The 26,311-nt window shown below is 72.9% G+C and carries 31 protein-coding genes; 24 read left to right on the top strand and 7 right to left on the bottom strand.

The genetic code is table 11. The features are described from left to right. Window positions 1-32: 32 nt before the first annotated feature. Window positions 33-200: a hypothetical protein gene (locus tag AB0D29_RS13590; protein ID WP_362853994.1), complete on the bottom strand. Its 168-nt coding sequence runs from the start codon at window positions 198-200 to the stop codon at window positions 33-35. A gap of 219 nt (window positions 201-419) precedes the next feature. Here AB0D29_RS13590 and AB0D29_RS13585 point away from each other — a divergent pair, with 219 nt between their 5' ends. The 5 genes from AB0D29_RS13585 to AB0D29_RS13565 all read left to right on the top strand — a co-directional run bounded on the left by AB0D29_RS13585 (window position 420) and on the right by AB0D29_RS13565 (window position 5,229). Next, entirely contained in the window at window positions 420-1,727 is a 1,308-nt protein-coding gene (locus AB0D29_RS13585) for an NYN domain-containing protein (RefSeq protein ID WP_362853993.1), read from the top strand. 91 nt (window positions 1,728-1,818) lie between these two features. Then, window positions 1,819-2,790, top strand: a complete 972-nt coding sequence (locus tag AB0D29_RS13580) for an ABC transporter ATP-binding protein (protein WP_362854038.1) — start codon at window positions 1,819-1,821, stop codon at window positions 2,788-2,790. A gap of 23 nt (window positions 2,791-2,813) precedes the next feature. After that, window positions 2,814-3,608 carry an ABC transporter permease gene (locus AB0D29_RS13575; RefSeq protein ID WP_362854036.1) on the top strand — a complete coding sequence of 265 codons (795 nt, stop codon included), beginning with the start codon at window positions 2,814-2,816 and terminating at the stop codon, window positions 3,606-3,608. Window positions 3,609-3,655: 47 nt separating this feature from the next. Then, window positions 3,656-4,294, top strand: coding sequence for a hypothetical protein (locus AB0D29_RS13570; RefSeq protein ID WP_362853991.1), 639 nt, complete (start codon window positions 3,656-3,658; stop codon window positions 4,292-4,294). A 98-nt stretch (window positions 4,295-4,392) separates the two neighbouring features. Further along, the gene (locus AB0D29_RS13565; RefSeq protein WP_362853990.1) at window positions 4,393-5,229 is read left to right on the top strand and encodes a hypothetical protein; all 837 of its coding nucleotides are present in this window, start codon (window positions 4,393-4,395) and stop codon (window positions 5,227-5,229) included. Here AB0D29_RS13565 and ybaK read toward each other — a convergent pair. The 3 genes from ybaK to AB0D29_RS13550 are packed head-to-tail and all read right to left on the bottom strand — an operon-like array spanning window position 5,226 to window position 8,101. Beyond that, the gene (gene ybaK, locus AB0D29_RS13560) at window positions 5,226-5,720 is read right to left on the bottom strand and encodes a Cys-tRNA(Pro) deacylase (protein WP_362853989.1); all 495 of its coding nucleotides are present in this window, start codon (window positions 5,718-5,720) and stop codon (window positions 5,226-5,228) included. The genes AB0D29_RS13565 and ybaK overlap by 4 nt on opposite strands. Before the next feature lie 10 nt (window positions 5,721-5,730). Beyond that, window positions 5,731-6,468 carry an LON peptidase substrate-binding domain-containing protein gene (locus AB0D29_RS13555; RefSeq protein ID WP_362806800.1) on the bottom strand — a complete coding sequence of 246 codons (738 nt, stop codon included), beginning with the start codon at window positions 6,466-6,468 and terminating at the stop codon, window positions 5,731-5,733. 34 nt (window positions 6,469-6,502) lie between these two features. Next, on the bottom strand, window positions 6,503-8,101 hold the full coding sequence (locus AB0D29_RS13550) for an oxidoreductase (RefSeq protein WP_362853987.1): 1,599 nt from the start codon (window positions 8,099-8,101) through the stop codon (window positions 6,503-6,505). Between the two features lie 125 nt (window positions 8,102-8,226). On the opposite strand from AB0D29_RS13550, the gene hisD reads away from it, so the two are divergent. From hisD to hisF, 8 genes are read left to right on the top strand one after another with little or no spacing between them, the layout of a single operon-like run. Then, window positions 8,227-9,549 carry a histidinol dehydrogenase gene (hisD, locus tag AB0D29_RS13545; RefSeq protein ID WP_362853985.1) on the top strand — a complete coding sequence of 441 codons (1,323 nt, stop codon included), beginning with the start codon at window positions 8,227-8,229 and terminating at the stop codon, window positions 9,547-9,549. Then, window positions 9,546-10,652: a histidinol-phosphate transaminase gene (locus tag AB0D29_RS13540; RefSeq protein WP_362853983.1), complete on the top strand. Its 1,107-nt coding sequence runs from the start codon at window positions 9,546-9,548 to the stop codon at window positions 10,650-10,652. Before hisD ends, AB0D29_RS13540 begins: the two co-directional genes overlap by 4 nt. After that, a complete protein-coding gene (gene hisB, locus AB0D29_RS13535; protein WP_030707279.1) occupies window positions 10,649-11,242 on the top strand; it encodes an imidazoleglycerol-phosphate dehydratase HisB in 594 nt (197 codons plus the stop codon). Before AB0D29_RS13540 ends, hisB begins: the two co-directional genes overlap by 4 nt. 2 nt (window positions 11,243-11,244) lie before the next feature. Next, a complete protein-coding gene (locus AB0D29_RS13530) occupies window positions 11,245-11,412 on the top strand; it encodes a hypothetical protein (protein ID WP_030707277.1) in 168 nt (55 codons plus the stop codon). Then, a complete protein-coding gene (hisH, locus tag AB0D29_RS13525) occupies window positions 11,409-12,059 on the top strand; it encodes an imidazole glycerol phosphate synthase subunit HisH (RefSeq protein ID WP_351292061.1) in 651 nt (216 codons plus the stop codon). Before AB0D29_RS13530 ends, hisH begins: the two co-directional genes overlap by 4 nt. Continuing rightward, on the top strand, window positions 12,059-12,796 hold the full coding sequence (gene priA, locus AB0D29_RS13520; RefSeq protein ID WP_326591419.1) for a bifunctional 1-(5-phosphoribosyl)-5-((5-phosphoribosylamino)methylideneamino)imidazole-4-carboxamide isomerase/phosphoribosylanthranilate isomerase PriA: 738 nt from the start codon (window positions 12,059-12,061) through the stop codon (window positions 12,794-12,796). Before hisH ends, priA begins: the two co-directional genes overlap by 1 nt. Then, on the top strand, window positions 12,793-13,173 hold the full coding sequence (locus AB0D29_RS13515; RefSeq protein ID WP_266597653.1) for a RidA family protein: 381 nt from the start codon (window positions 12,793-12,795) through the stop codon (window positions 13,171-13,173). Before priA ends, AB0D29_RS13515 begins: the two co-directional genes overlap by 4 nt. After that, window positions 13,170-13,925 carry an imidazole glycerol phosphate synthase subunit HisF gene (gene hisF / locus AB0D29_RS13510; RefSeq protein ID WP_351292055.1) on the top strand — a complete coding sequence of 252 codons (756 nt, stop codon included), beginning with the start codon at window positions 13,170-13,172 and terminating at the stop codon, window positions 13,923-13,925. Before AB0D29_RS13515 ends, hisF begins: the two co-directional genes overlap by 4 nt. A gap of 98 nt (window positions 13,926-14,023) precedes the next feature. On the opposite strand, the gene AB0D29_RS13505 is transcribed toward hisF, so the two are convergent. Next, on the bottom strand, window positions 14,024-14,656 hold the full coding sequence (locus tag AB0D29_RS13505) for a TIGR03085 family metal-binding protein (protein ID WP_351598545.1): 633 nt from the start codon (window positions 14,654-14,656) through the stop codon (window positions 14,024-14,026). A gap of 91 nt (window positions 14,657-14,747) precedes the next feature. On the opposite strand from AB0D29_RS13505, the gene hisI reads away from it, so the two are divergent. From hisI to lgt, 11 genes are all read left to right on the top strand, one after another. After that, the gene (gene hisI, locus AB0D29_RS13500) at window positions 14,748-15,116 is read left to right on the top strand and encodes a phosphoribosyl-AMP cyclohydrolase (protein ID WP_319721786.1); all 369 of its coding nucleotides are present in this window, start codon (window positions 14,748-14,750) and stop codon (window positions 15,114-15,116) included. Between the two features lie 16 nt (window positions 15,117-15,132). Then, window positions 15,133-16,623: an anthranilate synthase component I gene (locus tag AB0D29_RS13495; protein WP_362853979.1), complete on the top strand. Its 1,491-nt coding sequence runs from the start codon at window positions 15,133-15,135 to the stop codon at window positions 16,621-16,623. A 14-nt stretch (window positions 16,624-16,637) separates the two neighbouring features. Further along, the gene (locus AB0D29_RS13490; RefSeq protein ID WP_362853977.1) at window positions 16,638-17,321 is read left to right on the top strand and encodes a TIGR02234 family membrane protein; all 684 of its coding nucleotides are present in this window, start codon (window positions 16,638-16,640) and stop codon (window positions 17,319-17,321) included. Window positions 17,322-17,433: 112 nt separating this feature from the next. After that, on the top strand, window positions 17,434-17,685 hold the full coding sequence (locus AB0D29_RS13485) for an HGxxPAAW family protein (protein ID WP_362853976.1): 252 nt from the start codon (window positions 17,434-17,436) through the stop codon (window positions 17,683-17,685). Between the two features lie 74 nt (window positions 17,686-17,759). Continuing rightward, a complete protein-coding gene (locus AB0D29_RS13480; RefSeq protein ID WP_362853974.1) occupies window positions 17,760-18,272 on the top strand; it encodes a DUF2752 domain-containing protein in 513 nt (170 codons plus the stop codon). 182 nt (window positions 18,273-18,454) lie between these two features. Beyond that, window positions 18,455-19,264 (top strand): indole-3-glycerol phosphate synthase TrpC, encoded by an 810-nt coding sequence (gene trpC, locus AB0D29_RS13475; RefSeq protein WP_214932893.1) that lies wholly within the window; start codon window positions 18,455-18,457, stop codon window positions 19,262-19,264. Between the two features lie 9 nt (window positions 19,265-19,273). After that, the gene (locus tag AB0D29_RS13470) at window positions 19,274-19,498 is read left to right on the top strand and encodes a tryptophan synthase subunit(beta) (protein ID WP_362853973.1); all 225 of its coding nucleotides are present in this window, start codon (window positions 19,274-19,276) and stop codon (window positions 19,496-19,498) included. A 204-nt stretch (window positions 19,499-19,702) separates the two neighbouring features. Then, entirely contained in the window at window positions 19,703-20,974 is a 1,272-nt protein-coding gene (trpB, locus tag AB0D29_RS13465) for a tryptophan synthase subunit beta (protein WP_362853972.1), read from the top strand. Beyond that, window positions 20,971-21,798 carry a tryptophan synthase subunit alpha gene (gene trpA / locus AB0D29_RS13460; protein ID WP_362853970.1) on the top strand — a complete coding sequence of 276 codons (828 nt, stop codon included), beginning with the start codon at window positions 20,971-20,973 and terminating at the stop codon, window positions 21,796-21,798. Before trpB ends, trpA begins: the two co-directional genes overlap by 4 nt. Window positions 21,799-21,909: 111 nt before the next feature. Continuing rightward, window positions 21,910-22,908: a thioredoxin domain-containing protein gene (locus tag AB0D29_RS13455; protein WP_362853968.1), complete on the top strand. Its 999-nt coding sequence runs from the start codon at window positions 21,910-21,912 to the stop codon at window positions 22,906-22,908. 99 nt (window positions 22,909-23,007) lie between these two features. After that, window positions 23,008-23,991 (top strand): prolipoprotein diacylglyceryl transferase, encoded by a 984-nt coding sequence (lgt, locus tag AB0D29_RS13450; RefSeq protein WP_362853967.1) that lies wholly within the window; start codon window positions 23,008-23,010, stop codon window positions 23,989-23,991. 207 nt (window positions 23,992-24,198) lie between these two features. On the opposite strand, the gene AB0D29_RS13445 is transcribed toward lgt, so the two are convergent. Together AB0D29_RS13445 and AB0D29_RS13440 are read right to left on the bottom strand one after the other, a co-directional pair. Further along, window positions 24,199-25,014: a CoA ester lyase gene (locus AB0D29_RS13445; protein WP_362853966.1), complete on the bottom strand. Its 816-nt coding sequence runs from the start codon at window positions 25,012-25,014 to the stop codon at window positions 24,199-24,201. Beyond that, window positions 25,011-26,186: a CoA transferase gene (locus AB0D29_RS13440; protein WP_362854035.1), complete on the bottom strand. Its 1,176-nt coding sequence runs from the start codon at window positions 26,184-26,186 to the stop codon at window positions 25,011-25,013. Before AB0D29_RS13440 ends, AB0D29_RS13445 begins: the two co-directional genes overlap by 4 nt. Window positions 26,187-26,311: the final 125 nt, after the last annotated feature.

The following is a 26,311-nucleotide window of genomic DNA, read 5'->3' as shown; positions in this document are numbered from 1 at the left end:
GCGGGCCCTTCCGTCACATCACGTCGCGCGCGTCAGTTGTGGCCGAACTTCTTCTGCTTGCTCTTGTGCGCCAGATCCATCGGACTCGGCGACGGGTTCACCGATTCGCTCGGGCTGTCGATCGAGCCCTTCGACGGGTCCTGCGAAGAGCGGGCCTGCTGCTGCTTCGACGGCTGCTTCTGATTCTTGTTCTTGGCCATGGTGGAACCTCCGTGAGGGTCTAGGGGCCAGGACCGCCTTCACACTCACACAGCGCCCGAAACCGCGCATTTTGGATCATTACTGCGCGTAGCCGGGTGTGGTTCCCGGCCCCTCCGTGAGATCCGCCACGCCGATGATCGAGTTCCGGCCTTCAACGCCCTTGAGGTCGGGCAGACTCGGGGCACCCGCCGAAGCACAGAGGACCCCCAGGGAAGAGGGTGGAACGCGTGGACCGCTGCGTCGTCCTGGTGGACGCCGGCTACCTGTTGGGCGCCGCCGCCAGCCTTCTTGCCGGGGAGCCCTCCCGCTCCCGGATCACCGTGGACCATGCCGCCCTCATCCAGGGCCTGCGCGAGCGGGCCGAGGCCGACACCGAGCAGCCCCTGCTGCGCATCTACTGGTTCGACGGCGCACCCGACCGGGTGCCCCAGCCCGAACACCGGCGGCTGCGCGTCATGCCCCGCGTCACCGTCCGCCTCGGCGCCCTGACCCGCAGTGACGGCCGCTGGGCCCAGAAGGGCGTCGACGCCGCCATGCACGCCGAGCTCACGGAGCTCGCCCGCAACCGCGCCTGCTCCGACGTCGTACTCGTCACCGGCGACGGGGACCTGCTGCCCGGCCTGATGTCCGCCAAGGAACACGGGGTCGCCGTCCACCTGTGGGCCGTCCAGGCCGCCGACGGGGACTACAACCAGTCCGAGGACCTCGTCGCCGAGGCCGACGAACGCCGCGTCCTGGACCGGGCCTGGATCACCCGGGCCGTACGCGCCAAGGACCTCACCGGCCTCTGCTCACCGCCGCCCGCGCCGCGCCCCGACATCGCCGCCATCCTCTCGGCCCCGCTGCCCGAGGCGGCGCTCGCCGAGGCCGCCCGCAACGGCGCCGCCGCCAGCGGCGACGACGAAGGCGAGGGGGCACCCGTACCGGCGCCGGCCGCCCCCGGGGGCAAGACCGTGCCCACGCCCAAGGACCTCGCCGGAGCCCTGCGCGCCCCCGGCCCGCAGACCGGCCCGCAGACCGGGGCCACCGGCGGACCGGCCCCCGCCAGTGCCCTGCGCTGGTCCTCCGACAAGGGCTGGATCGACCGCGCCGGACCGCTCGGCGAGCCCGCCGAGACCGCCTCGCTGCCCACCCTCGCCCAGCTCACCAGCGCCGAGCAGCGCTGGGCGGACCGCGAGGAGGACATCACCACCGTCGGCGGGGACCCGTTCGAGGTGGGACAGGTGTTCGCCCGGCGCTGGATGGAACGGCTCCCCGAGACCGTCCACCTGCAGAAGCTGGCCACCATGTACCCGCGCATCCCGCACCGCATCGACGGCGAGCTGCTGCGCTACGCCGCCCGGTTCGGGCTGCTCGCGCACAAGGACGACCAGATCGACGAGCACGACCGCTACGCCATCCGCGCCGGGTTCTGGCGCGAGATCGACGTCCGCGCGGCCGCCGAGCACGTGGCCGCCGTACCGGCCGCCGCGCCCGGATCCGGTACCGGCGAGCTCGGCTCCCCGCTGACCCCGGCGGCCGAGTAGGGGCGGGAACCCCGTAGGCTGCTCCCTCGTGAGTACGGGCACAGCACAAGCGGAAAACGGCACAGCGGCCGCGGGAGCGGCTTCGGACGTGATCTGCGCGGTGCGTGACCTGGTCAAGACGTATCCCGCCGTACGCGGCCGGCGCGGGGCTCCCGCACTCCCCGAGACCCGCGCCAACGACGGCATCTCCCTGGACGTGCGGCGCGGCGAGATCTTCGGCCTGCTCGGCCCCAACGGCGCCGGCAAGTCCACCCTGGTCCGCCAGCTCACCGGCCTGATGCGACCCGACGCGGGCACCGTCACCCTGCTCGGCCACGACCTCGTACGCCACCCCGAGCGGGCCTCGCGCCTGCTCGCCTACCTGGGGCAGGAGTCCACCGCCCTGGACGAGCTCACGGTGGCGCTGGCCGCCGAGACCACCGGGCGGCTGCGCGGGCTCGACGCACGGGCGGCGCGGGCCGCGCGCGACGCCGTACTGGAGGAGCTCGGGCTGACCGGGATCGCCGGACGGCCCCTGAAGAAACTTTCCGGCGGACAGCGCCGTCTCGCCTGCTTCGCCGCCGCACTGGTGGGGGAGCGGCCCGTACTGGTCCTCGACGAGCCCACCACCGGCATGGACCCGGTGGCCCGGCGGGCCGTCTGGTCCGCCGTGGACCGGCGGCGCGCCCAGCACGGCGCGACGGTCCTGCTCGTCACCCACAACGTCATCGAGGCCGAGACCGTCCTCGACCGGGTCGCCGTCATCGACCAGGGCCGGGTCATCGCCTGCGACACCCCGGCCGGGCTGAAGGCCGAGGTCTCCGGCGAGGTCCGGCTGGAGCTCGTATGGCGGGAGACCGCTCCGCTGGACGTCCCCGAGGTCGCGGCGCTGCGCGAGCACGCCGTGGAATCCGGACGGCGCTGGGTCCTGCGGCTCGGGCCGGACGAGGCCCGGGCGGCCGTCGCCTCGGTGACCGGCGGGCCGGCCTTCGCCGCCCTCGACGACTTCACGCTGGCCACGCCGAGCCTCGAGGACGTGTACCTCGCACTCGGCGGAAAGACGAAGGGCCTGGTGAAGTCGTGAGCGACCGTCCGGCGAGCGCCGTCCTGCCGAACCCGACCCCGACCCCGGTGGAGGAGCCGGCCCCCGCGCCGCTGGCCCCGCGGGCACGGTTCCTGCCCGCGCTGGCCGCCGTCTACCGGGCCCAGCTGTCCCGGGCACGGGTGGCGCGGATCCCGCTGCTCTTCGTGGCCACCTTCCAGTCCGTCGGGATCATGATCCTCATGCGGGGCGTGGTGGACGGGGGCTCGGAGGCCCGGGCCGTCGTCGCGGGTTCCTCCGTGCTGGTCGTCGCCTTCGTCGCGCTCAACCTGCTCGCCCAGTACTTCGGGCAGCTGCGGGCGAGCGGCGGGCTCGACCACTACGCCACCCTGCCGGTGCCGCCCGCTTCGGTGGTGCTCGGCGCGGCCGCCGCGTACGCCTCCTTCACGCTGCCGGGGACGCTGGTCACCGCCGTCTTCGGGTGCGTGCTCTTCGGCCTGCCCATGAGCGGGCTGTGGATCCTGGCCGCCGTGGTGCCGCTGGCCGGGGCCGCGCTGGCCGGGCTCGGCGCGGCGCTGGGACTGCTGGCGCCGCGGCAGGAGCTGGCCACGCTCGCCGGGCAGCTCGGGATGTCGGCGGCGCTGCTGCTGGGGGTGCTGCCGCCCGAGCGGATGCCCGACGTGATCGTGTGGGCGCGGGACCTGCTGCCGTCGACGTACGGGGTGGAGGCGTTCGCGCGGACCTTCGCCCCCGAACCCGACTGGGCCGCCGTCGCCTTCGACCTCGGCGTGTGCGGGGCCGTCGGAGTCCTCTCGCTGGCCGTCGCCACCTGGGCGTACCGGCGGGCCGCGGTCCGCTGAAGCGGTCCGGCGACGCCGCCGCCGGACGCACCTGGCACGATGTGGGGGTGACCGAAGCCGTGACCCCGCCGTCTCCTTTCGACCCGCCGTCGCTCCCGCCCGAGAAGCCGGGCGGGACCGCCCGGTCCGTCACCCCGGAGGACGTCCGGGACGCGGCCGTCGTCGCCCTCGCGATCGGCGTGGCCGGCCTTCTCCTCGGCGCGCTGTGGGTGTGGCTGGCGCCGCGCGTGCAGTACGTCGCCAACGGGGAGTCCGTGTTCCTGCGCAACAGCGAGAGCGAGGCGCGGATCGCGTCCGACGGAACCTTCGTCCTGCTGTCGGTGGGGCTGGGCGTGCTGAGCGCCGTCGGCGTGTTCCTGTGGCGCCGGGCCGGCGGCGTGCCGCTGGTGATCGGGCTCGCCGTCGGCTCCTGCTTCGCCGCGCTGGTGGGGTGGCGGTTCGGGCTGTGGCTGGGGCCGACCTCGGACCTGGCGGCCGCCGCCAAGGCGGGGCAGGGGGTGCCGTTCGACGCGCCGCTGCAGTTGCTGGCGCACGGGGCGCTGCTGGCGTGGCCGATGGCCGCGGTCCTCGTCCACCTGGGCCTCACGGCCCTGTGGTCCCCCCGCGAACCGGACTCCGTCCCGGGCTACGGCTGGTCCGGCTATTACCAGGCCCCGCAGGCCGACGCCGAGCCCCCGCGCGGCTGAAAGATTCGGGGCTCCGCCCCGGACCCTCCCCCAGACTCCGTCCGGGGGTACCCCCCCGCCTCACACGCCGGCGGGGCTGGATTGGCTACGCTCGGGCCGTGGGACAGCCCGAGCAGCGTGCCGAAGGTGCGGGACCGTTCACGACCCGGCTCACCTGGCTCCGCCCCGAGGGCGACACGGTGGTGTGGGAGTCGCGGCCCGCGCGCAGGCGCGGGACGCTGGCGGTCCGCGGGCCCGGCGGTGACAGGACCTCGACCGCCGATGCCGAAGCCCTCGGCCGTCTCCGAAGGCTCAACGCCATCGCCTCGGGCGCGTTCGTCATCGGCGGCGCGCTCTTCGCCCTCGGCGCCGGGGTGGCCCAGTTCGGCTCGGGGAACGCACTCGAAAGCGCCGCGATCTACTTCGCGGGCGGCCTGTTCTTCAACACCGGCGGCTACGTCTCGCTCCTGCAGGTGCTGAACGCGCCCCGCCAGTCCCCGCAGGGATCCTCCCTCGTCACGGGCAAGTGGCGGTGGTGGGGCTACGAGCCGATGCACCTGGACTGGCTGAGCACGTTCGTGCTGTTCGTCGGCACGCTCGTGTTCGCCGTCAACCTGCTGGACTCCTTCCGCCAGGGGCTCTCCACCCAGCAGGTCAACCGGCTGATCTGGACCCCCGACGTGATCGGGTGCGCGCTGTTCCTGATCTCGGGGCACCTCTCGTTCGTCGAGATCTGCCACAGACCCTGGCCCTGCCTCCGCTCGCGCAGCCTCGGCTGGTGGGTCGTCGCGGTGAACCAGCTCGGGGCGGTGCTGTTCATGGTCTCGGCGCTGGCCGCCTTCACCCGGCCCGCCACCGGAAGCCTCGTCAACGCCGACATCGCCAACTGGGGGACGCTGGCCGGCGCCCTGTGCTTCTCGGTCGGCGGTGTGCTCCAGGCCTTCGAACGCCCCTAGGGGCGCGCGATCGGGGCCACCGTGGCGTCCGTGAGGGCGGCCAGGTCCGACGGGGCGAGCTCGACCTCCAGTCCGCGGCGGCCCGCCGAGCAGCAGATCGTCGGATGGGCGGAGGCCGACGCGTCGAGCACCGTGCGCAGCCGCTTGCGCTGCCCCAGCGGCGAGATGCCGCCGCGCACGTAGCCCGTGGTGCGCTCCGCCAGCGCGGGATCGGCCATCGCCGCCCGCTTGCCGCCGACCGCCGTCGCCAGCGCCTTCAGGTCCAGGGACCCCGAGACCGGGACCACCGCCACCGTCAGGACCCCGTCCACATCGGCGACGAGGGTCTTGAACACCTGCGCGGGAGAGACGCCGAGCGCCTGCGCCGCCTCCTCGCCGTACGAGGGGTGCGCCGGGTCGTGCTCGTACGCGTGCGTGGTGAACGGGACGCCCGCCGCCGTGAGGGCGACGATCGCCGGGGTGCCGGCCGCCTGCTTCGTCTTCTTCGCCATCGGTGATCCGTCAGTTCGGGCTGGTCGGAGCACGGGTCAGGTCCACCGCCGGCAGGGACGGGAGGTGGCGGATCACCGCCGTCTCCGCACGCAGCAGTTTCAGTTCCTCGGCCAGCCGGGTCGCCGTGTCCGGGGCCTGCAGCAGCCGCTGCTTCGCGGGGATGTCCAGGACCGCCGCCGCTGCCACCAGGTAGGAGACCACGGACGGCTCGTCGGGGAGTTCCGCGCCCGTCAAGGACCGCTCGCGGGCCCCGGCCAGCCGCTTCTGGTAGTTGCGGAACGCCCGCAGCACCCCCTCGGCCAGGACCCCGGCGCCGTCGCCCGAGTCCTCCGGGAGCTCTTCCAGCTCGGCCGTCAGGAAGGGTCCGGACGCGTCGACGGAGAGCAGACGGACCCGCGTCGTGCCGGTCGCCAGGACCTCGAAGCTGCCGTCCTCCCGCTCCCGGATCGTCGCCGCGTCCGCGATGCAGCCCACCCGGTGGAAGGCCTGGATCGGGTCGGAGCCGAAGCCCGCCGCGGGGCCGCGCTCGGGCAGGGCCGTCTGGTCCGGCAGGCCCGGCGCGGTCGGTGCGACCTCACGGCCGTCGCGGATCGCCACGACCGCGAACCGGCGCGGTTCCTCCTCGCCCGTCTTCAGCAGCTCGCGCATCATGGCGCGATAACGCTCCTCGAAGATGTTCAGCGGGAGGACGAGTCCCGGGAACAGCACCGAGTTCAGCGGGAAGAGGGGCAGGCGAACGGTGGTCACGAGGCACAGGGTAATGGCCCGGGCACAGACCCCGTCACCCCCGCCTCAGCAGCCGGGACGCTCCCGCGGCCACCGTCGTGGCCAGGATCCAGCCCATGATGACGAGGCCCGCCGCCCCCCACTGCCAGCCGCCCTCCAGCTTCCACTGGCCCTGCTGGCCGAGGTCGATCACCGGGAGCAGCAGATCCAGCGCGTACAGGGCGGCGCTCCACTGCGGATGCTCGTCCTCCTTGATGGCCGGCGGATCGAGCTGGGAGAACAGCAGCGCGCCCGCGGCCCACAGCACCGCCATCCACAGCGCGGCCCGGCCCGGGCGGTACCCGTAGACCACCGTCCAGTCCTGGAGGTACCCCCACGCCTTCGGGGCGGGCGGCAGCGTGGCCCGGCGCCGCCGCTGCTTGGCCAGCAGCACCTCGCGGGCGTCCTGGTCCTCGCCGCTGGCCCGCAGGACGGCCGCCAGCCGCTCGTACGGCTCCGGCGAGTACTCGGGAGTGGCCGCCGCCACCCACTCCAGGCGCCGGGCCAGCGGGAAATGGCCGCGGGGCGCGAGGTTCTCGTAGACGAATCCCTCGATGGACACCCCGCCCGGGCCCGGCCAGCTCGTGGAGGTGTCGACGAGCTTCACCACTTTGGCCCCGGACACCACGACACGCCCGTGCTCCGGCCGCTCCCCGACGAATCGGAACTCCGGGGTCTGGATCCGGCGCAGGGATATCTCCTGCTCGTCCGTGAGCTCGAACCGCGCGCCGTAGAAGTCGATGGCGTCCCCGAAGCGGCCGTCGTCCAGCCGCAGCCCGCCCCGGCACTCGAAGCGCTGCGCCCGCTGCCCGCGCGTCGGGGTCAGCCCCAGCCCGTACGGGGGAGTGGAGGAGCCGTCCCCGCCCTGCACGTAGCCCAGCGCGATCGAGGTCAGGTACAGGGTCCGCTCGACGGTCAGCTGCGGGGCGTTCAGCGCGTACCGCCCGGACGGGTTGCGCAGCCGGGCGCCGCGCAGGTTCATCGACACGCCGACCTTGGCGCCGCGCAGGCTCACCTCCCCGTACGTCTCCAGCAGCTCGCCCTGGAAGTCCTGCGCGACCGACATCCCGTCGGCGGCGATCGCCCGGCCCTTGCTGTCCCGCTGCACCACGGCCTGGCTGACCAGCAGGTCGGTGCCGATCTGGGCGTCGGTCAGCCGGATCCCGCGCGCCACCCTGCAGCGCGGCAGGTGCAGGTCGCCCTCGGTGTGCAGACGGGCCGCCTCCAGCCGCGGAATCGCGCAGTTGATCAGGCGCAGCGTGCCGACGCGGGCCTCGGACAGCTGGATCTCGCTGTCGAAGCGGCAGGACTGGAGCTCCACGTACGGGGCCACCGTGCCACCGGACAGATCCAGCCGCCCGGCGATCCGCACCCCGCGCAGCTTGAGGGAGGCCACCCGGCCCGGCACCGGCGGCGGCCCGTGGAGCAGCAGCAGGGCCACCACCCGGGCGCGGACGCTGCGCCCGGGACCCCAGACGCGGTCGGCGTGCGGATCGTCCTCGTCCGCGGCGCGGGCGCTGAGGTCGCAGACGCTGCCGGTGCGGAACGCCTCCCACATGCGGTGCTCGGCAGCGGTGAGATCCGCCGGTTCCTCGCCCGCGCGCGCCTCGGTCAAGGCGGCCCCCCTCCGCTGACATGTACGTGTAGATCAAAGTTATCGGGCGCCTGTGACATCCGGGGCGTGTATCAGCCAGTGATACGGGCGAACGGTGGCACGAGGCGGTCTGAGAGAATTGGGAGGTGATCTCTCGTATCGACCTGCGCGGTGACGCCCTCCCCGAGGGTGGCGCCCTGCGCGATCTGCTGCCCCGTGCCGAGTTCGACGTAGAAGCTGCCCTGGACAAGGTGCGGCCCATCTGCGAGGACGTCCATCATCGTGGCACGGCGGCGCTGATCGAGTACGCGCAGAAGTTCGACGGGGTCGAGCTCTCGCAGGTCCGGGTACCCGCGGAGGCCGTCAAGGCCGCCCTGGAGGAGCTGGACCCGGCCGTCCGCGCCGCCCTGGAGGAGTCGATCCGGCGCGCCCGGATCGTGCACCGGGGCCAGCGCCGCACCGAGCACACCACCCAGGTGGTCCCCGGCGGAACCGTGACCGAGAAGTGGGTTCCGGTGGAGCGCGTGGGCCTGTACGCCCCGGGCGGCCGCTCGGTGTACCCCTCCTCCGTCGTCATGAACGTCGTACCGGCCCAGGAGGCGGGCGTCGAGTCGATCGCGCTCGCGTCCCCGCCGCAGAAGGAGTTCGGCGGCCTGCCGCACCCGACGATCCTCGCCGCGTGCGCGCTGCTGGGCGTCGACGAGGTGTACGCGGCCGGCGGGGCCCAGGCCGTCGCGATGTTCGCGTACGGGACCGAAGAGTGCCTGCCCTCCAACATGGTGACCGGCCCCGGCAACATCTGGGTCGCCGCCGCCAAGCGCTACTTCACCGGGAAGATCGGCATCGACACCGAGGCCGGCCCGACCGAGATCGCGGTCCTCGCGGACTCCACGGCCGACCCCGTGCACGTCGCCGCCGACCTGATCAGCCAGGCCGAGCACGACCCGCTGGCCGCCGCCGTCCTCGTCACCGACTCCGCGGAGCTCGCGGACGCCGTCGAGCGGGAGCTGGAGCCGCAGGTCGCCGCGACCAAGCACGTCGAGGACCGCATCAAGCCCGCGCTCGCCGGCAAGCAGTCCGCGATCGTGCTGGTCGACAGCCTGGAGGACGGCCTCAAGGTCGTCGACGCGTACGGCGCCGAGCACCTGGAGATCCAGACCGCCGACGCCGCCGCGTGGGCCGCCCGCGTCCGCAACGCCGGCGCGATCTTCGTCGGCCCCTGGGCCCCGGTCTCGCTCGGCGACTACTGCGCCGGGTCGAACCACGTGCTGCCCACCGGCGGCTGCGCCTGCCACTCCTCCGGCCTGTCCGTGCAGTCCTTCCTGCGCGGCATCCACATCGTCGACTACACGCGGGACGCCCTCGCCGAGGTCACCCACCACGTGGTGACCCTCGCGGAGGCCGAGGACCTGCCGGCGCACGGCGCCGCCCTCAAGGCCCGCTTCGGATGGAAGGTTCCCCAAGCGTGACCGGCATCGACGACCTGCCCATCCGCGACGAGCTGCGCGGCAAGACCCCGTACGGCGCCCCCCAGCTGGACGTGCCCGTCCAGCTCAACACCAACGAGAACCCCTACGAGCTCCCCGCCGAGCTCGTCGCGCGGATCGCCGAGCGGGTGGCCGAGGCCGCCCGCACCCTCAACCGCTACCCCGACCGGGACGCGGTCGAGCTGCGCACCCAGCTGGCCGCCTACCTCACCCGTACGGCCCGGCACCCGGTCGCGCGGGAGAACGTATGGGCCGCCAACGGCTCCAACGAGGTCATCCAGCAGCTGCTGCAGACCTTCGGCGGGCCCGGCCGCACCGCCCTCGGCTTCGAGCCCTCGTACTCGATGCACGCGCTGATCTCCCGCGGCACCGGCACCGGGTGGATCTCCGGCCCGCGCCGGGAGGACTTCACCATCGACGTGGCGGCGGCGGAACAGGCGATCGCCGAGAACGCCCCCGACGTCGTCTTCATCACCTCGCCGAACAACCCCACGGGTACCGCGGTCGAGGCGGAGACCGTCCTCGCCCTCTACGAGGCGGCACAGGCGGCCAAGCCCTCGCTGGTCATCGTGGACGAGGCGTACGTCGAGTTCAGCCACCGCGACTCGCTGCTGCCCCTCATCGAGGGCCGCCCGAACATGGTGGTCTCCCGGACCATGTCCAAGGCCTTCGGCGCGGCCGGCCTGCGCCTGGGCTACCTGGCCGCGCACCCCGCCGTCGTCGACGCCGTCCAGCTGGTGCGCCTGCCGTACCACCTGTCGGCCGTCACCCAGGCCACCGCGCTGGCCGCCCTGGAGCACACCGACACCCTGCTGGGCTACGTCGAGCAGCTCAAGGCCGAACGGGACCGGCTGGTCGTCGAACTGCGGGCCCTCGGCTACGAGGTCACCGACTCCGACGCGAACTTCATCCAGTTCGGGAAGTTCGACGACTCCCACACCGCATGGCAGAAGATCCTCGACCAGGGTGTCCTGGTCCGTGACAACGGAGTACCGGGGTGGCTGCGCGTCACCGCCGGCACCCCGGCAGAGAACGACGCGTTCCTGGAAGCGGTTCGCGCACTGAAGAAGGAGCAGCACGCATGAGCCGCATCGGACGGGTCGAACGGACCACCAAGGAGACCTCGGTCCTCGTCGAGATAAACCTCGACGGCACCGGCAAGGTCGACGTCTCGACCGGCGTGGGCTTCTACGACCACATGCTCGACCAGCTCGGCCGCCACGGCCTCTTCGACCTCACGGTCAAGACGGACGGCGACCTGCACATCGACAGCCACCACACCATCGAGGACACCGCCCTCGCGCTGGGCGCCGCCTTCAAGCAGGCCCTCGGCGACAAGGTCGGCATCTACCGCTTCGGCAACTGCACCGTGCCGCTCGACGAGTCCCTCGCGCAGGTGACCGTCGACCTGTCCGGCCGCCCCTACCTCGTGCACACCGAGCCCGAGAACATGGCGCCGATGATCGGCGAGTACGACACGACGATGACCCGGCACATCCTGGAGTCCTTCGTCGCGCAGGCCCAGATCGCCCTGCACGTCCACGTCCCGTACGGGCGCAACGCCCACCACATCGTGGAGTGCCAGTTCAAGGCCCTCGCCCGGGCCCTGCGCTACGCCGCCGAGTTCGACCCGCGCGCGGCCGGCATCCTGCCCTCCACGAAGGGCGCCCTCTAGCCGTGAACGGCCTCAACACGATCCTGATCGTCCTCGGCCTGTTCCTGGCCGGCGGCGTCTACTCCTTCCACAAGCAGAAGATGCCGATGTCGGTCATCGTCCTGCTCGCCATCGGCTCCGCGATGTGCCTCGCCGCCGGAGTCCTGCGGATCCAAGGAATCTGGGAATGAGCACAGCACGCCCCACCAAGAAGGTCGTCGTCTTCGACTACGGCTTCGGCAACGTCCGCTCCGCCGAGCGCGCCCTCGCCCGCGTCGGCGCCGACGTCGAGATCACCCGTGACTACGACAAGGCCATGGACGCCGACGGACTCCTCGTCCCCGGCGTCGGCGCCTTCTCCGCCTGCATGCAGGGCCTGCGGTCCGCCCGCGGCGACTGGATCATCGGCCGCCGGCTCTCCGGCGGCCGCCCGGTCATGGGCATCTGCGTCGGCATGCAGATCCTCTTCGAGCGCGGCATCGAGCACGGCGTGGAGACCGAGGGCCTCGACGAGTGGCCCGGCACGGTCGGCCCGCTCAAGGCCCCGATCGTCCCCCACATGGGCTGGAACACCGTCGAGGCCCCGGCCGACACCCAGGCCTTCGCCGGCCTGGACGCCGACGCCCGCTTCTACTTCGTGCACTCCTACGCGGCGCGCGAGTGGAGCCTGGAGACCACCAACCCGCTCATCCGCGCCCCCAAGGTCACCTGGGCCACCCACGGCGAGCGCTTCGTCGCGGCGGTGGAGAACGGGGCCCTGTGGGCCACCCAGTTCCACCCCGAGAAGTCCGGAGACGCCGGCGCCCAGCTCCTCACCAACTGGATCGAGACCCTGTGATGACCGTGTCCTCAGCGAAGCTGGAACTCCTCCCCGCGGTCGACGTCCGCGACGGTCAGGCCGTCCGCCTCGTGCACGGGGTGTCCGGCAGCGAGACCTCGTACGGCTCGCCGCTGGAGGCCGCCCTCGCCTGGCAGCGCTCCGGCGCCGAATGGCTGCACCTGGTCGACCTCGACGCGGCCTTCGGCACCGGTGACAACCGCGCCCTGGTCGCCGAGATCACCGGCGCCATGGACATCAAGGTCGAGCTGTCCGGCGGCATCCGCGACGACGCCTCGCTCGCCGCGGCCCTCGCCACCGGCTGCACCCGCGTCAACCTCGGCACCGCCGCCCTGGAGACCCCCGAGTGGGCCGCCAAGGCCATCGCCGAGCACGGCGACCGGATCGCGGTCGGTCTCGACGTGCGCGGCACCACCCTCAAGGGCCGCGGCTGGACCAGCGAGGGCGGCGACCTGTACGAGACCCTCGCGCGCCTGGACTCCGAGGGCTGCGCCCGGTACGTCGTCACCGACATCGGCAAGGACGGCACGCTCACCGGCCCCAACCTGGAGCTGCTGAAGAACGTCTGCGCCGCCACCGACCGCCCCGTCGTCGCCTCCGGCGGCATCTCCTCCCTCGACGACCTGCGGGCCCTGGCCGAGCTGGTGCCGCTGGGCGTCGAAGGCGCGATCGTCGGCAAGGCCCTGTACGCCAAGGCCTTCACCCTGGAAGAAGCCCTGAAGGTGGTCTCCGCATGAGCGACGTACGTCGTATCTCCTCCGGCGGTCCGTACGAGGACGTCATCGGCTACTCCCGCGCCGTGCAGCTGCCGAACGGGCTCGTGCTCGTCTCCGGCTGCACCGCGGCCGACGGCGGCGGCCCGTACGACCAGGCGATCACCGCGTTCGGGGTGGCCTTCAAGGCCCTCGCACAGGCCGGTCTCGGCCCCGAGCACGTGGTGCGCACCCGGATGTACCTCACCCACGCCCGGGACGTGGACGAGGTGGGCCGCGCCCACAAGGAACTGTTCGACGAGGTCCGCCCCGCCGCCTCCATGATCATCGTTTCCGGCTTCGTCGACCCCAGCATGGTCGTCGAGGTGGAGGTCGAGGCGTACAAGGAGGCGTCCGCATGACCCTCGCCGTACGCGTGATCCCCTGCCTGGACGTGGACAACGGCCGGGTCGTCAAGGGCGTCAACTTCCAGAACCTGCGCGACGCCGGTGACCCGGTGGAGATGGCCAAGCTGTACGACGCCGAAGGCGCCGACGAGCTGACCTTCCTCGACATCACCGCCTCCTCGGGCAACCGCGAGACCACGTACGACGTGGTGCGCAGGACCGCCGAGCAGGTCTTCATCCCGCTGACCGTGGGCGGCGGCGTCCGTACCGCGGACGACGTGGACAAGCTGCTGCGGGCCGGAGCGGACAAGGTCGGCGTCAACACCGCCGCGATCGCCCGCCCCGAGCTGATCCAGGAGATCGCGGAGCGCTTCGGCCGTCAGGTCCTCGTGCTGTCGGTCGACGCGCGCCGCACCGAGACGGGCTCCTTCGAGGTCACCACGCACGGCGGCCGCCGGGGCACAGGCCTCGACGCCGTCGAGTGGGCCCACCGGGCGGCCGAGCTGGGCGCCGGGGAGATCCTGCTGAACTCCATGGACGCGGACGGGACGAAGGACGGCTACGACACGGAGATGATCGCGGCCGTACGCAAGCACGTGACCGTCCCGGTGATCGCGTCGGGCGGCGCGGGGGCGCTCGCGCACTTCGCGCCGGCGATCGAGGCCGGTGCGGATGCCGTGCTGGCGGCGTCGGTGTTCCACTTCGGCGACCTGCGGATCTCCGAGGTCAAGTCCGCGCTGAGGGAGGCGGGCCACCCGGTCCGCTAGCGCCGTTTCCCGGGCTCTGCCCGGACCCGCGCCTCAAACGCCGGCGAGGCTGAAAGCAGCCCCGCCGGCGTTTGAGCCCCGGGAGGCGGCCCGCAGCGTCAGATGCCGAGCTTCGCCGTCGTCAACTTCGCCACGGCGTCCTTCTCCCCGTCCAGGGAGACGTCGGCCGAGTCCTGACGGCCGAAGCAGAACAGGGTCAGTTCGCCCGGCTCGCCCGTCACCGTCACCACCGGCGCACCCTTGTGCGCCACCGCGGTCTGGCCGTTCGGGCGGCGCAGGACCAGGCCCACCGGGGAGCGGCGGCCCGTCAGGCGGGCCATCTTCTCCAGGCGGGACCACAGCGAGTCCGAGAACACCGGGTCCAGTTCCCGCGGGGACCAGTCCGGCTGCGCGCGGCGGACGTCCTCCGCGTGGACGAAGAACTCCACCGCGTTCGCCGCCTCGTCGATCTGCTTCAGCGCGTACACCGACATCCGCGGCGGGCCGGTCCGGATCAGCTGGATCAGTTCCTCGTACGGCTTGGCGGCGTACTCCTCCATCGCCTTGTCCAGGCGGGCCTTCAGCACGTTCAGCAGGATCCCGCCCGCCGCGTCCGGCCGCCGCTCCCGGACGACGACGTGCGCGGCCAGTTCCCGGCAGGTCCAGCCGTCGCACAGCGTGGGGGCCTCCGGTCCGGCCGCCTCCAACAGGTCCGCCAGCAACAGGCGTTCACGCTTCGCATGGGTAGACATGCAGGCCAGCCTACGGCCGGAACCCGCCGTCTGCCCGCCCATCAGGCGGACGCGGATCATTACCCCCTCCCCGGCCCGGCACAATGGCCGTATGAGTACGTCCCCCCGCCCCGGCTCCCTCGATCCCGCCATCGCCGCCCGGCTCAAGCGCTCCGCCGACGGACTGGTCCCGGCCATCGCCCAGCAGTACGACACCGGTGAGGTGCTCATGCTGGGCTGGATGGACGACGAGGCCCTGCACCGCACCCTGACCACCGGCCGCTGCACCTACTGGTCCCGCAGCCGCCAGGAGTACTGGGTGAAGGGGGACACCTCCGGCCACTTCCAGCACGTGAAGTCCGTCGCCCTCGACTGCGACGCCGACACCGTGCTCGTCAAGGTCGACCAGGTCGGAGCCGCCTGTCACACCGGTGCCCGCACCTGCTTCGACGACGATGTCCTCCTCCGCGCAGCCGACTAGGTAGGGTCCCCACGCCATGGATCTCGAGACGTTCCGCAAGCTCGCGGCCGACCGCCGCGTCATCCCCGTGAGCCGCAAGCTGCTGGCCGACGGAGACACCCCGGTGGGGCTCTACCGCAAGCTGGCCGCCGAACGCCCCGGCACCTTCCTGCTGGAGTCGGCCGAGAACGGTCGCTCCTGGTCCCGGTACTCCTTCATCGGCGTACGCAGCGACGCCACCCTGACCGCCCGGGACGGCCACGCGCACTGGATCGGCACCCCGCCCGTCGGCGTACCCACCGACGGCGACCCCCTGGACGCCCTGCGCGCCACCGTCGAGGCCCTGCACACCCCCCGCGACCTGGCGGGGGGCATGCCGCCCTTCACCGGCGGCATGGTCGGCTACCTCGGCTACGACATCGTGCGCCGCCTGGAGCGGATCGGCGAGCACACGGCCGACGACCTCGAACTGCCCGAGCTGACCATGCTGCTCACCTCCGACCTGGCGGTCCTGGACCACTGGGACGGCACCGTCCAGCTCATCGCCAACGCGATCAACCACAACGACCTCGACACGGGCGTGGACGAGGCCCACGCCGACGCGGTGGCCCGGCTCGACGCCATGGAGGCCGACCTCGCCCGGCCCGCCCCGTACACCCCGGCCCCGCTGCCCGCCTCCGAGCTGCCGCAGTTCTCGGCGCTGTGGGGCGGCGAGAAGTACCAGGCGGCCGTCGAGGACATCAAGGAGCGCATCCGGGCCGGCGAGGCCTTCCAGGTGGTGCCCTCGCAGCGGTTCGAGACCGCCTGCCGGGCCTCCGCGCTGGACGTCTACCGCGTGCTCCGGGCCACCAACCCGTCGCCGTACATGTACCTCTTCCGCTTCGAGAACGGCTTCGACGTCGTCGGCTCCAGCCCCGAGGCGCTCGTCAAGGTCGAGGACGGGCGGGCCATGGTCCACCCCATCGCCGGCACCCGCCACCGGGGCGCGACCCCGCAGGAGGACCACGAGCTCGCCGAGGAGCTGCTGGCCGACCCCAAGGAGCGCGCCGAGCACCTCATGCTCGTCGACCTGGGCCGCAACGACCTCGGCCGGGTCTGCGAGCCCGGCTCCGTCGAGGTCGTCGACTTCATGAGCGTCGAGCGGTACTCGCACGTCATGCACATCGTCTCGACGGTGACGGGCCGCGTCGCCGAGGGCAAGAGCGCCTTCGACGTGCTCACCGCCTGCTTCCCGGCCGGCACCCTCTCCGGCGCGCCCAAGCCCCGCGCCATGCAGATCATCGAGGAGCTGGAGCCCTCCCGCCGCGGTCTCTACGGCGGCTGCGTGGGCTACCTGGACTTCGCCGGGGACTCCGACACGGCCATCGCCATCCGCACCGCGCTGCTGCGCGACGGCACGGCGTACGTGCAGGCCGGCGCCGGTGTCGTCGCCGACTCGGTGCCCGAGCTGGAGGACAAGGAGTGCCGCAACAAGGCGGCCGCCGTGCTGCGCGCGGTGGCAGCGGCGAACCGCCTCCACGGCTCCTGAGGGCGTAGGGGATAGTGGGGTACGTGAGTGCCGTACCCCCGCCCCGAAACGATGCCGCGTCCGAGCCGTCCGAGCCCGAGGCTCCCGACAGCCGCAGCGCCCGCCGCAGCGTGGCCGCCGCGCTGCTGCTGGGCGCCCTCGGCGCCACCGTTGTCCTGCTCGCCTCCGGCCGGACCTGGGCCCGGGGCACCACCGCCATCGGCGGTGACTCGCTCCAGCTGGCCGCCGACGGCAGGGCCGTCACCGGGCTCCCGGCCGCCCTGGCCATCGTGGGCCTGGCCGCGCTGGTCGCCGTCTTCGCCGTACGCGGCAAGAGCCGTCTGCTGGTGTCGGGCCTGCTGGCCCTCAGCGGCCTGGGCGCGGTGCTGTCCGCGCTCCTCGGCTCGGACGGCCGCCGCGCCCTGGACGCGGAGGCCGCCCGGACGACCGCGGACAGCGCCGCGCACGCGGCGGCGCTGACCCAAACGACGTGGCCGTACGTCACGGCAGCCGGCGCCGTCCTGATCCTGGCCGCCGGCCTGCTGGCGCTGCGCTTCGGCCGGAGCTGGCCCTCGATGGGAGGCCGCTACGAGCGTGACGGCAGCCCCCGTACGCGGACTGTCGCGGCGGTGGATCCGGACCGGCCGGAAGATCTGTGGAAGGCTCTGGACCGCGGCGAGGACCCGACCACCGACCCGGGCGCCGACCGGGCCCACTGACCCCACCCCCCCTGGACGGCCGGGCCGTCCGGTGCGGGACAATGAGCACCGAGCGTTCGACACAGACCGCACGTTCGACACAGCAGCGCGACAGAGCAACGAGGAGCAACTCATGGCGGGCACTAGCCACGGACACACCCCGGCCGCCTGGACCGGTGTCATCATCGCCTTCATCGGTTTCTGCATCTCCGGCGCCTTCATGGTGATCGCGAACCCGCTCGGCTTCTGGGCCGGTCTCGTCGTCGTCGTGCTCGGCGGTGTCGTGGGCATGGCGATGAAGGCCGCGGGCATGGGTGCGCCGAAGGCCGCCCACAAGGACCTCGCCGAGGTCATCGCCGCCAACAAGGTCCCCGCCAAGGTCTGAGCGCGACCGACGAGGTGCGCGACGAGACGCAGCGCAGCCGAAAGGCGTGGCCCCGCCGGGCTGCGCCTTTTGTCATGACCGGAGAGAATCAGCTGGTGGACGCCTCTCGCACCCCCGATGTCCTGCCGCCGGGACCGCCCCCGGCGGACCCGGCGCACCCGGTGCCCGCTCCGCCCGCGCCCCGGCGGTCCCGGGCGCGCAGGCTCGCCGTACCGGCGTCCTACCTGGCCGCTGCCGTCGCCGCCTTCGCCTACGTGGGCACCGTGGACCCCAACGAGCCGGGCCACTACCCGGTCTGCCCGCTGTTCCGGCTGACCGGCGTCCTGTGCCCGGGCTGCGGCGGCCTGCGCAGTGCGCACGCGTTCGCCCACGGCGATCTGGTCACGGCCCTCGGGGCGAATGCCCTCGCCGTCACCGGCTACTTCGTCTTCGCGGGGTTCATGACCCTGTGGCTGGTCCGCGCCGTCCGCGGCGGCCCGGTCCCCAGGATCGTCATGCGGCGGCCGTACTGGTGGGGGCTCGGTGCGCTGGCCCTGGTCTTCGTCGTCGTCCGAAATCTTTCTTTCGGCTCGATGCTGGCCCCCTGACCGCCCCGAGCCCCTTGAGCAGCCCATATGAAGCCCGGGTTCCGGATGTCCAGGTACTGGGACGCCGTCAACCACGTGCGGAGGGCCAGGCCTCCTGCGGATACCATTTGAATTGCTGACCTTGCAGTTGTACGTGTCTGCAAGGCGGCCGACCGTCATCGACCCGGAAGGGGGCCGCTCGCGTGAGTGTGCTCGACGAGATCATCGAAGGGGTCCGCGAAGACCTTGCCGAACGGCAGGCCCGCGTGAGCCTCGACGAGCTCAAGGAGCGTGCCGCCAAGGCGCCCCAGGCCAAGGACGGCGTCGCTGCCCTGCGCGGCGACAGCGTCAAGGTGATCTGCGAGGTCAAGCGCTCCAGCCCCTCCAAGGGTGCGCTGGCCGCGATCGCGGATCCGGCCGGGCTCGCCGCCGACTACGAGGCGGGCGGTGCGGCGGTCATCTCCGTCCTCACCGAGCAGCGTCGTTTCGGCGGCTCGCTGGCCGACCTGGAGGCCGTCCGCGCCCGCGTGGACATCCCGATCCTGCGCAAGGACTTCATCGTCACGGCGTACCAGCTCTGGGAGGCCCGCGCCTACGGCGCCGACCTCGCGCTGCTGATCGTCGCGGCCCTGGAGCAGGAGGCCCTCGTCTCCCTCATCGAGCGGGCCGAGTCCATCGGTCTCACCCCGCTCGTCGAGGTCCACGACGAGGAGGAAGTGGAGCGCGCGGTCGCCGCCGGTGCCAAGATCATCGGTGTCAACGCCCGCAACCTCAAGGACCTCAAGGTCGACCGCTCCACCTTCGAGCGCGTCGTCGGAGAGATCCCGGCCCACATCGTCAAGGTCGCCGAATCCGGCATCCGCGGGCCGCACGACCTGATCGCCTACGCCAACGAGGGCGCCGACGCCGTCCTCGTCGGGGAGTCCCTGGTGACCGGCCGCGACCCGAAGGCGGCCGTGGCCGACCTCGTCGCCGCCGGCGCCCACCCCGCCCTGCGCCACGGGCGGAGCTGACCCGTCCCCATGGCCCACGACCGCCCCACCGTCCGTACGCAGTCCGCGCCGCCGGCCTTCCGCCGCGGCCCGGTCGGCGTGCCGACGGCGCACGCGCCCCTGGCGCGCGGCTGCCGCCCCCGCGGCTGCCGCGCCCCGGCCCGGCGCGTGCACGGGCGGCGGGTCAGGTACGTGATCGGCTCCGAGCCCGGTCAGGTCAACGGCATGCGATGGCGCCGCGGAGGCGCGCTGTAACGAGGGCCGCCGCGGCCCGGTACGCGAGACGTACCGCGCCGCGCGCAGCTCCCGTACGGCCTGCCGTCCGGGCCGCCGGCTCCGGACGCGGGCCGCTCCGCACCGTACGCGCGGCATCCCCCAGCGGGGTGTGCGCGGTACTTGCGGGCGGCGCAATACGGTGAATCCACCCCGCCGCATCTCGCACCCGTAGGAGCACTGGACATGTCCAGCGAGTTCTTCATTCCGGACCCGGAGGGTCACGTCCCGAACGCCGAGGGTTACTTCGGTGACTTCGGCGGCAAGTTCATCCCGGAGGCGCTCGTCGCCGCCGTGGACGAGGTCGCCGTCGAGTACGAGAAGGCCAAGGGCGACCCGGCCTTCGCGGCCGAGCTCAACGACCTGATGGTCAACTACACCGGCCGCCCCAGCGCCCTCACCGAGGTGCCGCGCTTCGCCGAGCACGCCGGCGGCGCACGGATCTTCCTCAAGCGCGAGGACCTCAACCACACCGGCTCGCACAAGATCAACAACGTGCTGGGCCAGGCGCTGCTCACCAAGCGCATGGGCAAGACCCGGGTCATCGCCGAGACCGGCGCCGGCCAGCACGGCGTGGCCACCGCCACCGCCTGCGCCCTCTTCGGCCTCGAATGCACCATCTACATGGGCGAGATCGACACCCAGCGCCAGGCGCTGAACGTCGCCCGCATGCGCATGCTGGGCGCCGAGGTCATCGCCGTGAAGTCCGGCTCCCGGACGCTCAAGGACGCGATCAACGAGGCGTTCCGCGACTGGGTCGCCAACGTGGACCGCACCCACTACCTCTTCGGTACGGTCGCCGGCCCCCACCCCTTCCCGGCCATGGTCCGCGACTTCCACAGGGTCATCGGCGTCGAGGCCCGCCGCCAGATCCTGGAGCGCGCCGGCCGGCTGCCCGACGCCGTCGCGGCCTGCGTCGGCGGCGGCTCGAACGCCATCGGCCTCTTCCACGCCTTCATCCCGGACGCCGACGTCCGCCTGGTCGGCTTCGAGCCCGCCGGGCACGGCGTCGAGACCGGCGAGCACGCGGCCACGCTGACCGCCGGCGAGCCCGGGATCCTGCACGGCTCCCGCTCCTACGTCCTCCAGGACGAGGAGGGCCAGATCACCGAGCCGTACTCCATCTCCGCAGGCCTGGACTACCCCGGCATCGGCCCGGAGCACTCCTACCTCAAGGACTCCGGCCGCGGCGAGTACCGCGCGGTCACCGACGACGCCGCCATGCAGGCCCTGCGCCTGCTGTCGCGCACCGAGGGGATCATCCCGGCGATCGAGTCCGCGCACGCCCTCGCGGGCGCCCTGGACCTCGGCAGGGAGCTGGGCAAGGACGGCCTGATCGTCGTCAACCTGTCCGGCCGCGGCGACAAGGACATGGACACGGCGGCCCGCTACTTCAACCTGTACGACACCGACGGTGAAGTCGCCGACAACGAGTTCTCCGAGGGGGACGACAAGTGAGCTCCACGCACGGACGCGGCAACATCGAGCTGCTGAGCGCCACCCTCGCCAAGGCGAAGTCCGAGGACCGCGCCGCCCTCGTCGCCTACCTCCCCGCGGGCTTCCCGACCGTCGACGGCGGCATCGAGGCGGTCAAGGCCGTCATCGCCGGTGGCGCGGACGTCGTCGAGATCGGCCTGCCCCACAGCGACCCGGTCCTCGACGGGCCGGTCATCCAGACCGCCGACGACATCGCCCTGCGCGGCGGAGTCAAGATCGCCGACGTGATCCGTACGGTCCGCGAGGCGCACGAGGCCACCGGGGCCCCGGTCCTCGTGATGACGTACTGGAACCCCATCGACCGCTACGGCGTCGAGCGCTTCACGGCCGAACTCGCGGCGGCGGGCGGCGCGGGCTGCATCCTGCCCGACCTGCCCGTGCAGGAGTCCGCGCTGTGGCGCGAGCACGCCGAGAAGCACGGTCTGGCGACCGTCTTCGTCGTCGCCCCCAGCAGCAAGGACGAGCGGCTGGCCACCATCACGGCGGCCGGCTCCGGCTTCGTCTACGCCGCCTCGCTCATGGGTGTCACGGGCACCCGCGAGTCCGTCGGCAACCAGGCCGAGGACCTGGTGCGCCGCACCCGCGCCACCAGCGACCTCCCGGTCTGCGTCGGCCTCGGCGTCTCCAACGCCCTCCAGGCCAAGGAGGTCGCGGCCTTCGCCGACGGGGTGATCGTCGGCTCGGCCTTCGTGAAGCTCCTGCTGGACGCCCCGGACCTGCCCGCCGGGCTGGACGCCGTACGGGCGCTCGCGGGCGAGCTCGCGGAAGGCGTACGCAGGAGCTGACGGCGCGCGTTCGATCGAAGGTACGGACCTGTGATCGGGTTCTGTAGCCCGATCGGGTGGAAATGAGGGCAGGGAGGCACGCGAGTGCCTCCCTGCTTCGTTTGGCCGAACGTGAGCGAGAAGAACGACGGTGCCAACCGCGATGCGACGAAACGATCGGCCCGGGAGCGACTCCAGGAGGAGCGCCAGCGGCAGAAGACCCGGGACAAGCGCCGGCGGACCCTCATCGTGGCGTCGGCGGTGGTCGGCGTCCTCTGCCTGGCGACCGTCGTCGGCGTGATCGCGGCCAACACCGGCAAGAGCGGCGCCTCCAAGGCGGGCCCGGTGGTCGCCCCCTCCGGGGCCACCGGCAAGGACGCCCTCGCCATCCAGACGGGCAAGCCGGAGGCGAAGTCCACCCTCACCGTGTGGGAGGACTTCCGCTGCCCCGCCTGCAAGTCCTTCGAGGACAACTACCGGGACACGATCCACGAGCTGGAGGCCAAGGGCCTGCTCAAGGTCGACTACCACCTGGTCACGCTCATCGACGGGAACATGGGCGGCAGCGGTTCGCTGAAGGGGGCGAACGCGGCGGCCTGCGCGCAGGACGCCGGCAAGTTCACCGAGTACCACGACGTCCTCTTCCAGAACCAGCCGCAGGAGGTCGACGACGCCTACGGCAAGAACGCCAAGCTGCTGGAACTGGCGGGCAAGGTCAACGGGCTGGACACCCCCGAGTTCCGCAAGTGCGTCGAGGACGGCACCCACAACAGCTGGGTGGGCAAGTCGCAGGAGGCGTTCATCGCCGGGAAGTTCCGGGGCACGCCCACCGTGCTGCTGGACGGCAAGAACATCTTCGCCGACGAGGCCAATCCGGTGACCCCGCAGAAGCTGAAGGAACAGGTGGAAGCGGCGGCCAAGGGCTCCGGCGGAACCGGGACCGGAACCGGGACCGGGGCCGACAAGGGGGCGGGGAAGGCCTCGCCGTCGACCGGATCCGGGACGAAGGCGGGAGCGAAGGCCTCGCCGTCGGCCACGAGGACGTCGGGAACCGGTTCCGCGAACCGCTCGTCGACCAGCTCGTCCACCAGCTCGTCCACCAGCTCCTCGAACGGTTCCTCGGGGGACTGACGGAGCACCGGTTACCGGCCGGTCCATGTCTGGATTTGGTTTCGTCTTGCCGGGCGGGTTGCCGTCCGCACCGCCCGGCAGGGTAGCGTCATGTCTGCCATGGACATTGCTTACATCCCCAGTCCGTCGACCGGCGTGATCCATCTCGGACCGATCCCGCTCCGCGGCTACGCGTTCTGCATCATCATCGGCGTCTTCGTCGCCGTCTGGCTCGGCAACCGTCGCTGGATCGCGCGCGGCGGCAAGCCGGGCACGGTCGCGGACATCGCCGTGTGGGCGGTGCCCTTCGGCCTCGTGGGCGGTCGCCTCTACCACGTGATCACCGACTACCAGCTGTACTTCGGCGAGGGCCGCAACTGGGTCGACGCCTTCAAGATCTGGGAGGGCGGCCTCGGCATCTGGGGCGCGATCGCGCTGGGCGCGGTGGGTGCCTGGATCGGCTGCCGGCTGCGCGGGATCCCGCTGCCGGCCTGGGCGGACGCCCTGGCCCCCGGCATCGCGCTGGCCCAGGCCTGCGGCCGCTGGGGCAACTGGTTCAACCAGGAGCTGTACGGCCGGGCCACCGACCTGCCGTGGGCGGTGGAGATCACCGCGGGCCCGAACCGTGACGCGGGCACCTATCACCCGACCTTCCTGTACGAGTCGCTGTGGTGCGTCGGCGTCGCGCTGCTGGTCATCTGGGCCGACCGCCGCTTCACGCTCGGCCACGGACGAGCCTTCGCCCTTTACGTCGCCGCGTACTGCGTGGGCCGCGGCTGGATCGAGTACATGCGGGTCGACGAGGCGCACCACATCCTGGGCGTGCGGCTGAACGTCTGGACCTCGATCGTGGTCTTCGTCCTGGCCGTGGTCTACCTGGTGCTGTCGGCGAAGCTGCGGCCGGGCCGGGAGAAGGTGGTCGAACCGGTCACCTCCGGCGGCGAGGGCGACGACGCGGCTCCGGCCGACGCGGACGCCCCGGCCAAGGCCGTCGATGCGGCCAAGGCCCCGGTCCTGACGAAGGACGCCCCGGCCAAGGCCGAGGTCGAGACCAAGGACGAAGCCGTAGCCGAGGCCAAGGCCCCGGAACCGGGCAAGCGCTGACCGAACCGGTCCCGAAGGGGGGTCCCGCGCACGCCGCGGCACCCCCCTTCGTGCTGAGCTGCCCACTCCCAGCCCCGCCGCACCATCCAGCCCCGCCGGCGTTTGAGGCGCGGGGTTCGGGGCGGAGCCCTGAGACGCGGCGCCGCGCGCGATCCCGGCGGGCACCGCGCGGGGTGCGGGCGGAGCCCGGACGGCGGCGGGCAGCGGTCAACGGGCGGCCATGCGCGCGGCGAGCGCAAGGGTGCGGTGCGCGCCCGCCACCACCGCCGGGTCGACGAAGCGCCCGTCCGGCAGGGCCAGCGCCCCCGGCGTGGCCCGGGCCGCGCTCAGCACCTCCACGGCCGCGCTGACCTCCTCCGGCGCCGGGAGGTACGCCCGCTCGATCACCGGCAGCTGCCTCGGGTGGATCGCCGCCCGGCCGAGGAAGCCGAGCGACCGGCCGCGCGCACAGGAGTCGGCCAGCGCCTCCAGGTCCCGGATGTCCGGGAACACCGACTGGGCCGGCGGCGCCAGCCCCGCCGCACGGGCCGCCACCACCACCCGCGACCGGCACCAGTCCAGCCCCGCCTCCGCGCTGACGGCCAGATCGGCCCGCAGGTCCGCCTCGCCGAGCGAGAGCCCGCGCAGGGCGGGGTGCGCGCGGGCGATCTCGTACGCGCGCTCCACGCCCAGCGCCGACTCCAGCAGCGCGTGGAGGCTGACCCCGCCCGTGCGGTCGGCGACGGCACCGATCTGCTCCGGGGCGCTGATCTTGGGCAGCCGCAGCCCCGCGAGCCCGCGCAGGCCGCCGAGCGCGTTGAGATCGGCGCCGCCCCAGGGGGAGTCCAGGGCGTTGACGCGGACGTGCACCGGGACCGGAGGCCGCTCGCCGAGCAGTTCGGCGGTCGCGGCGCGGGCGTACTCCTTGCGGGAGACCGGTACGGCGTCCTCCAAGTCGACGATCACGGCGTCCGCCCCGCAGCCGAGGGCCTTGGCGACCACCGCAGGGCGGTCGCCGGGTGCGTACAGCCAGGTCAGGATCACAGGGCCCCCTCGGTCCGCAGCGCGGCGATCTCGGCCCGGGTCAGCCCGAGCTCGGTCAGGACCTCGTCGGTGTCCGCGCCGTGCGGGCGGCCGGCCCAGCGGATCCCGCCGGGGGTCTCGGACAACCGGAAGAGGATGTTCTGCATCCGCAGCGGGCCCAGCTCCGGGTCCTCGATCTCGGTGACCGTGTCGAGGGCCGCGAACTGGGGGTCGGCCATCACGTCCCGGATGTCGTACACGAGGGCCACGGCCGCCTCGGCGTCCTCGAAGGCGGCGACGACCTCCTCGGCCTTGTGCCGGGCGATCCAGCCGCCGACGGCGTCGTCCAGGACGTCCGCGTGCCGGGCCCGCCCCGCGCCCGTCGCGAACCAGGGCTCCGCGATCAGCTCCGGCCGGCCGACCAGCCGTACGACCCGCTCGGCGATGGACTGCGCGGAGGTGGACACCGCCAGCCAGCGGCCGTCCGCGCTGCGGTAGGTGTTGCGGGGGGCGTTGTTCGCGGAGCGGTTGCCGGTGCGGGGCTGGACGTAGCCGAGCTGGTCGTACCAGAGCGGGTGCGGGCCGAGCACCGTGAGGATCGGCTCGATGATGGCCAGGTCCACGACCTGGCCGTGCCCGGTGCGGTCGCGTCCGGCCAGGGCCGTCATCACGGCGTACGCGGTGGTCAGCGCGGCGATCGAGTCGGCCAGCCCGAAGGGGGGCAGGGTCGGCGGCCCGTCCGGTTCCCCGGTGATCGCGGCGAAACCGCTCATGGCCTCGGCGAGGGTGCCGAAGCCCGGGCGGTGGGCGTACGGGCCCTGCTGGCCGAAGGCCGTCACGCGGGCCAGGACGAGGCGCGGGTTGGCGGCGGACAGCTCGGGCCAGCCGAGGCCCCACTTCTCCAGCGTGCCGGGGCGGAAGTTCTCGATGACCACGTCGGCGGTGGCGGCCAGGCGCAGCAGCGTGTCCCGGCCGCCGGGGGTCGACAGGTCGAGGGTCATCGTCCGCTTGTTCCGGCCGAGCAGCTTCCACCACAGGCCGATGCCGTCCTTGGCGGGGCCGTGGCCGCGGGAGGGGTCGGGGATGCCGGGGTGCTCGACCTTGACGACCTCGGCGCCGAAGTCGCCGAGCAGGGTGGCGGCGAGCGGCCCGGCGAAGAGGGTGGCCAGATCGAGCACGCGCAGCCCCTCCAGGGGTCCGTGCCCTTGCCCTGGCCGGGCGTCGACAGGGGCGGGCCCGCTCCTGGGCCCGTCGGCGGTGGCGGGGGGCCGGGCCCCGTGGCCGGGTCCCGAGGCCCACGCCACCGAGACGGCGCCCG

Origin of the sequence: Streptomyces sp. NPDC048424, from assembly GCF_040651555.1 — a bacterium.
Taxonomy (GTDB): domain Bacteria; phylum Actinomycetota; class Actinomycetes; order Streptomycetales; family Streptomycetaceae; genus Streptomyces.
Note: the sequence above shows the minus strand (reverse complement) of the source record. Positions and strands in the feature narration are given on the sequence as shown.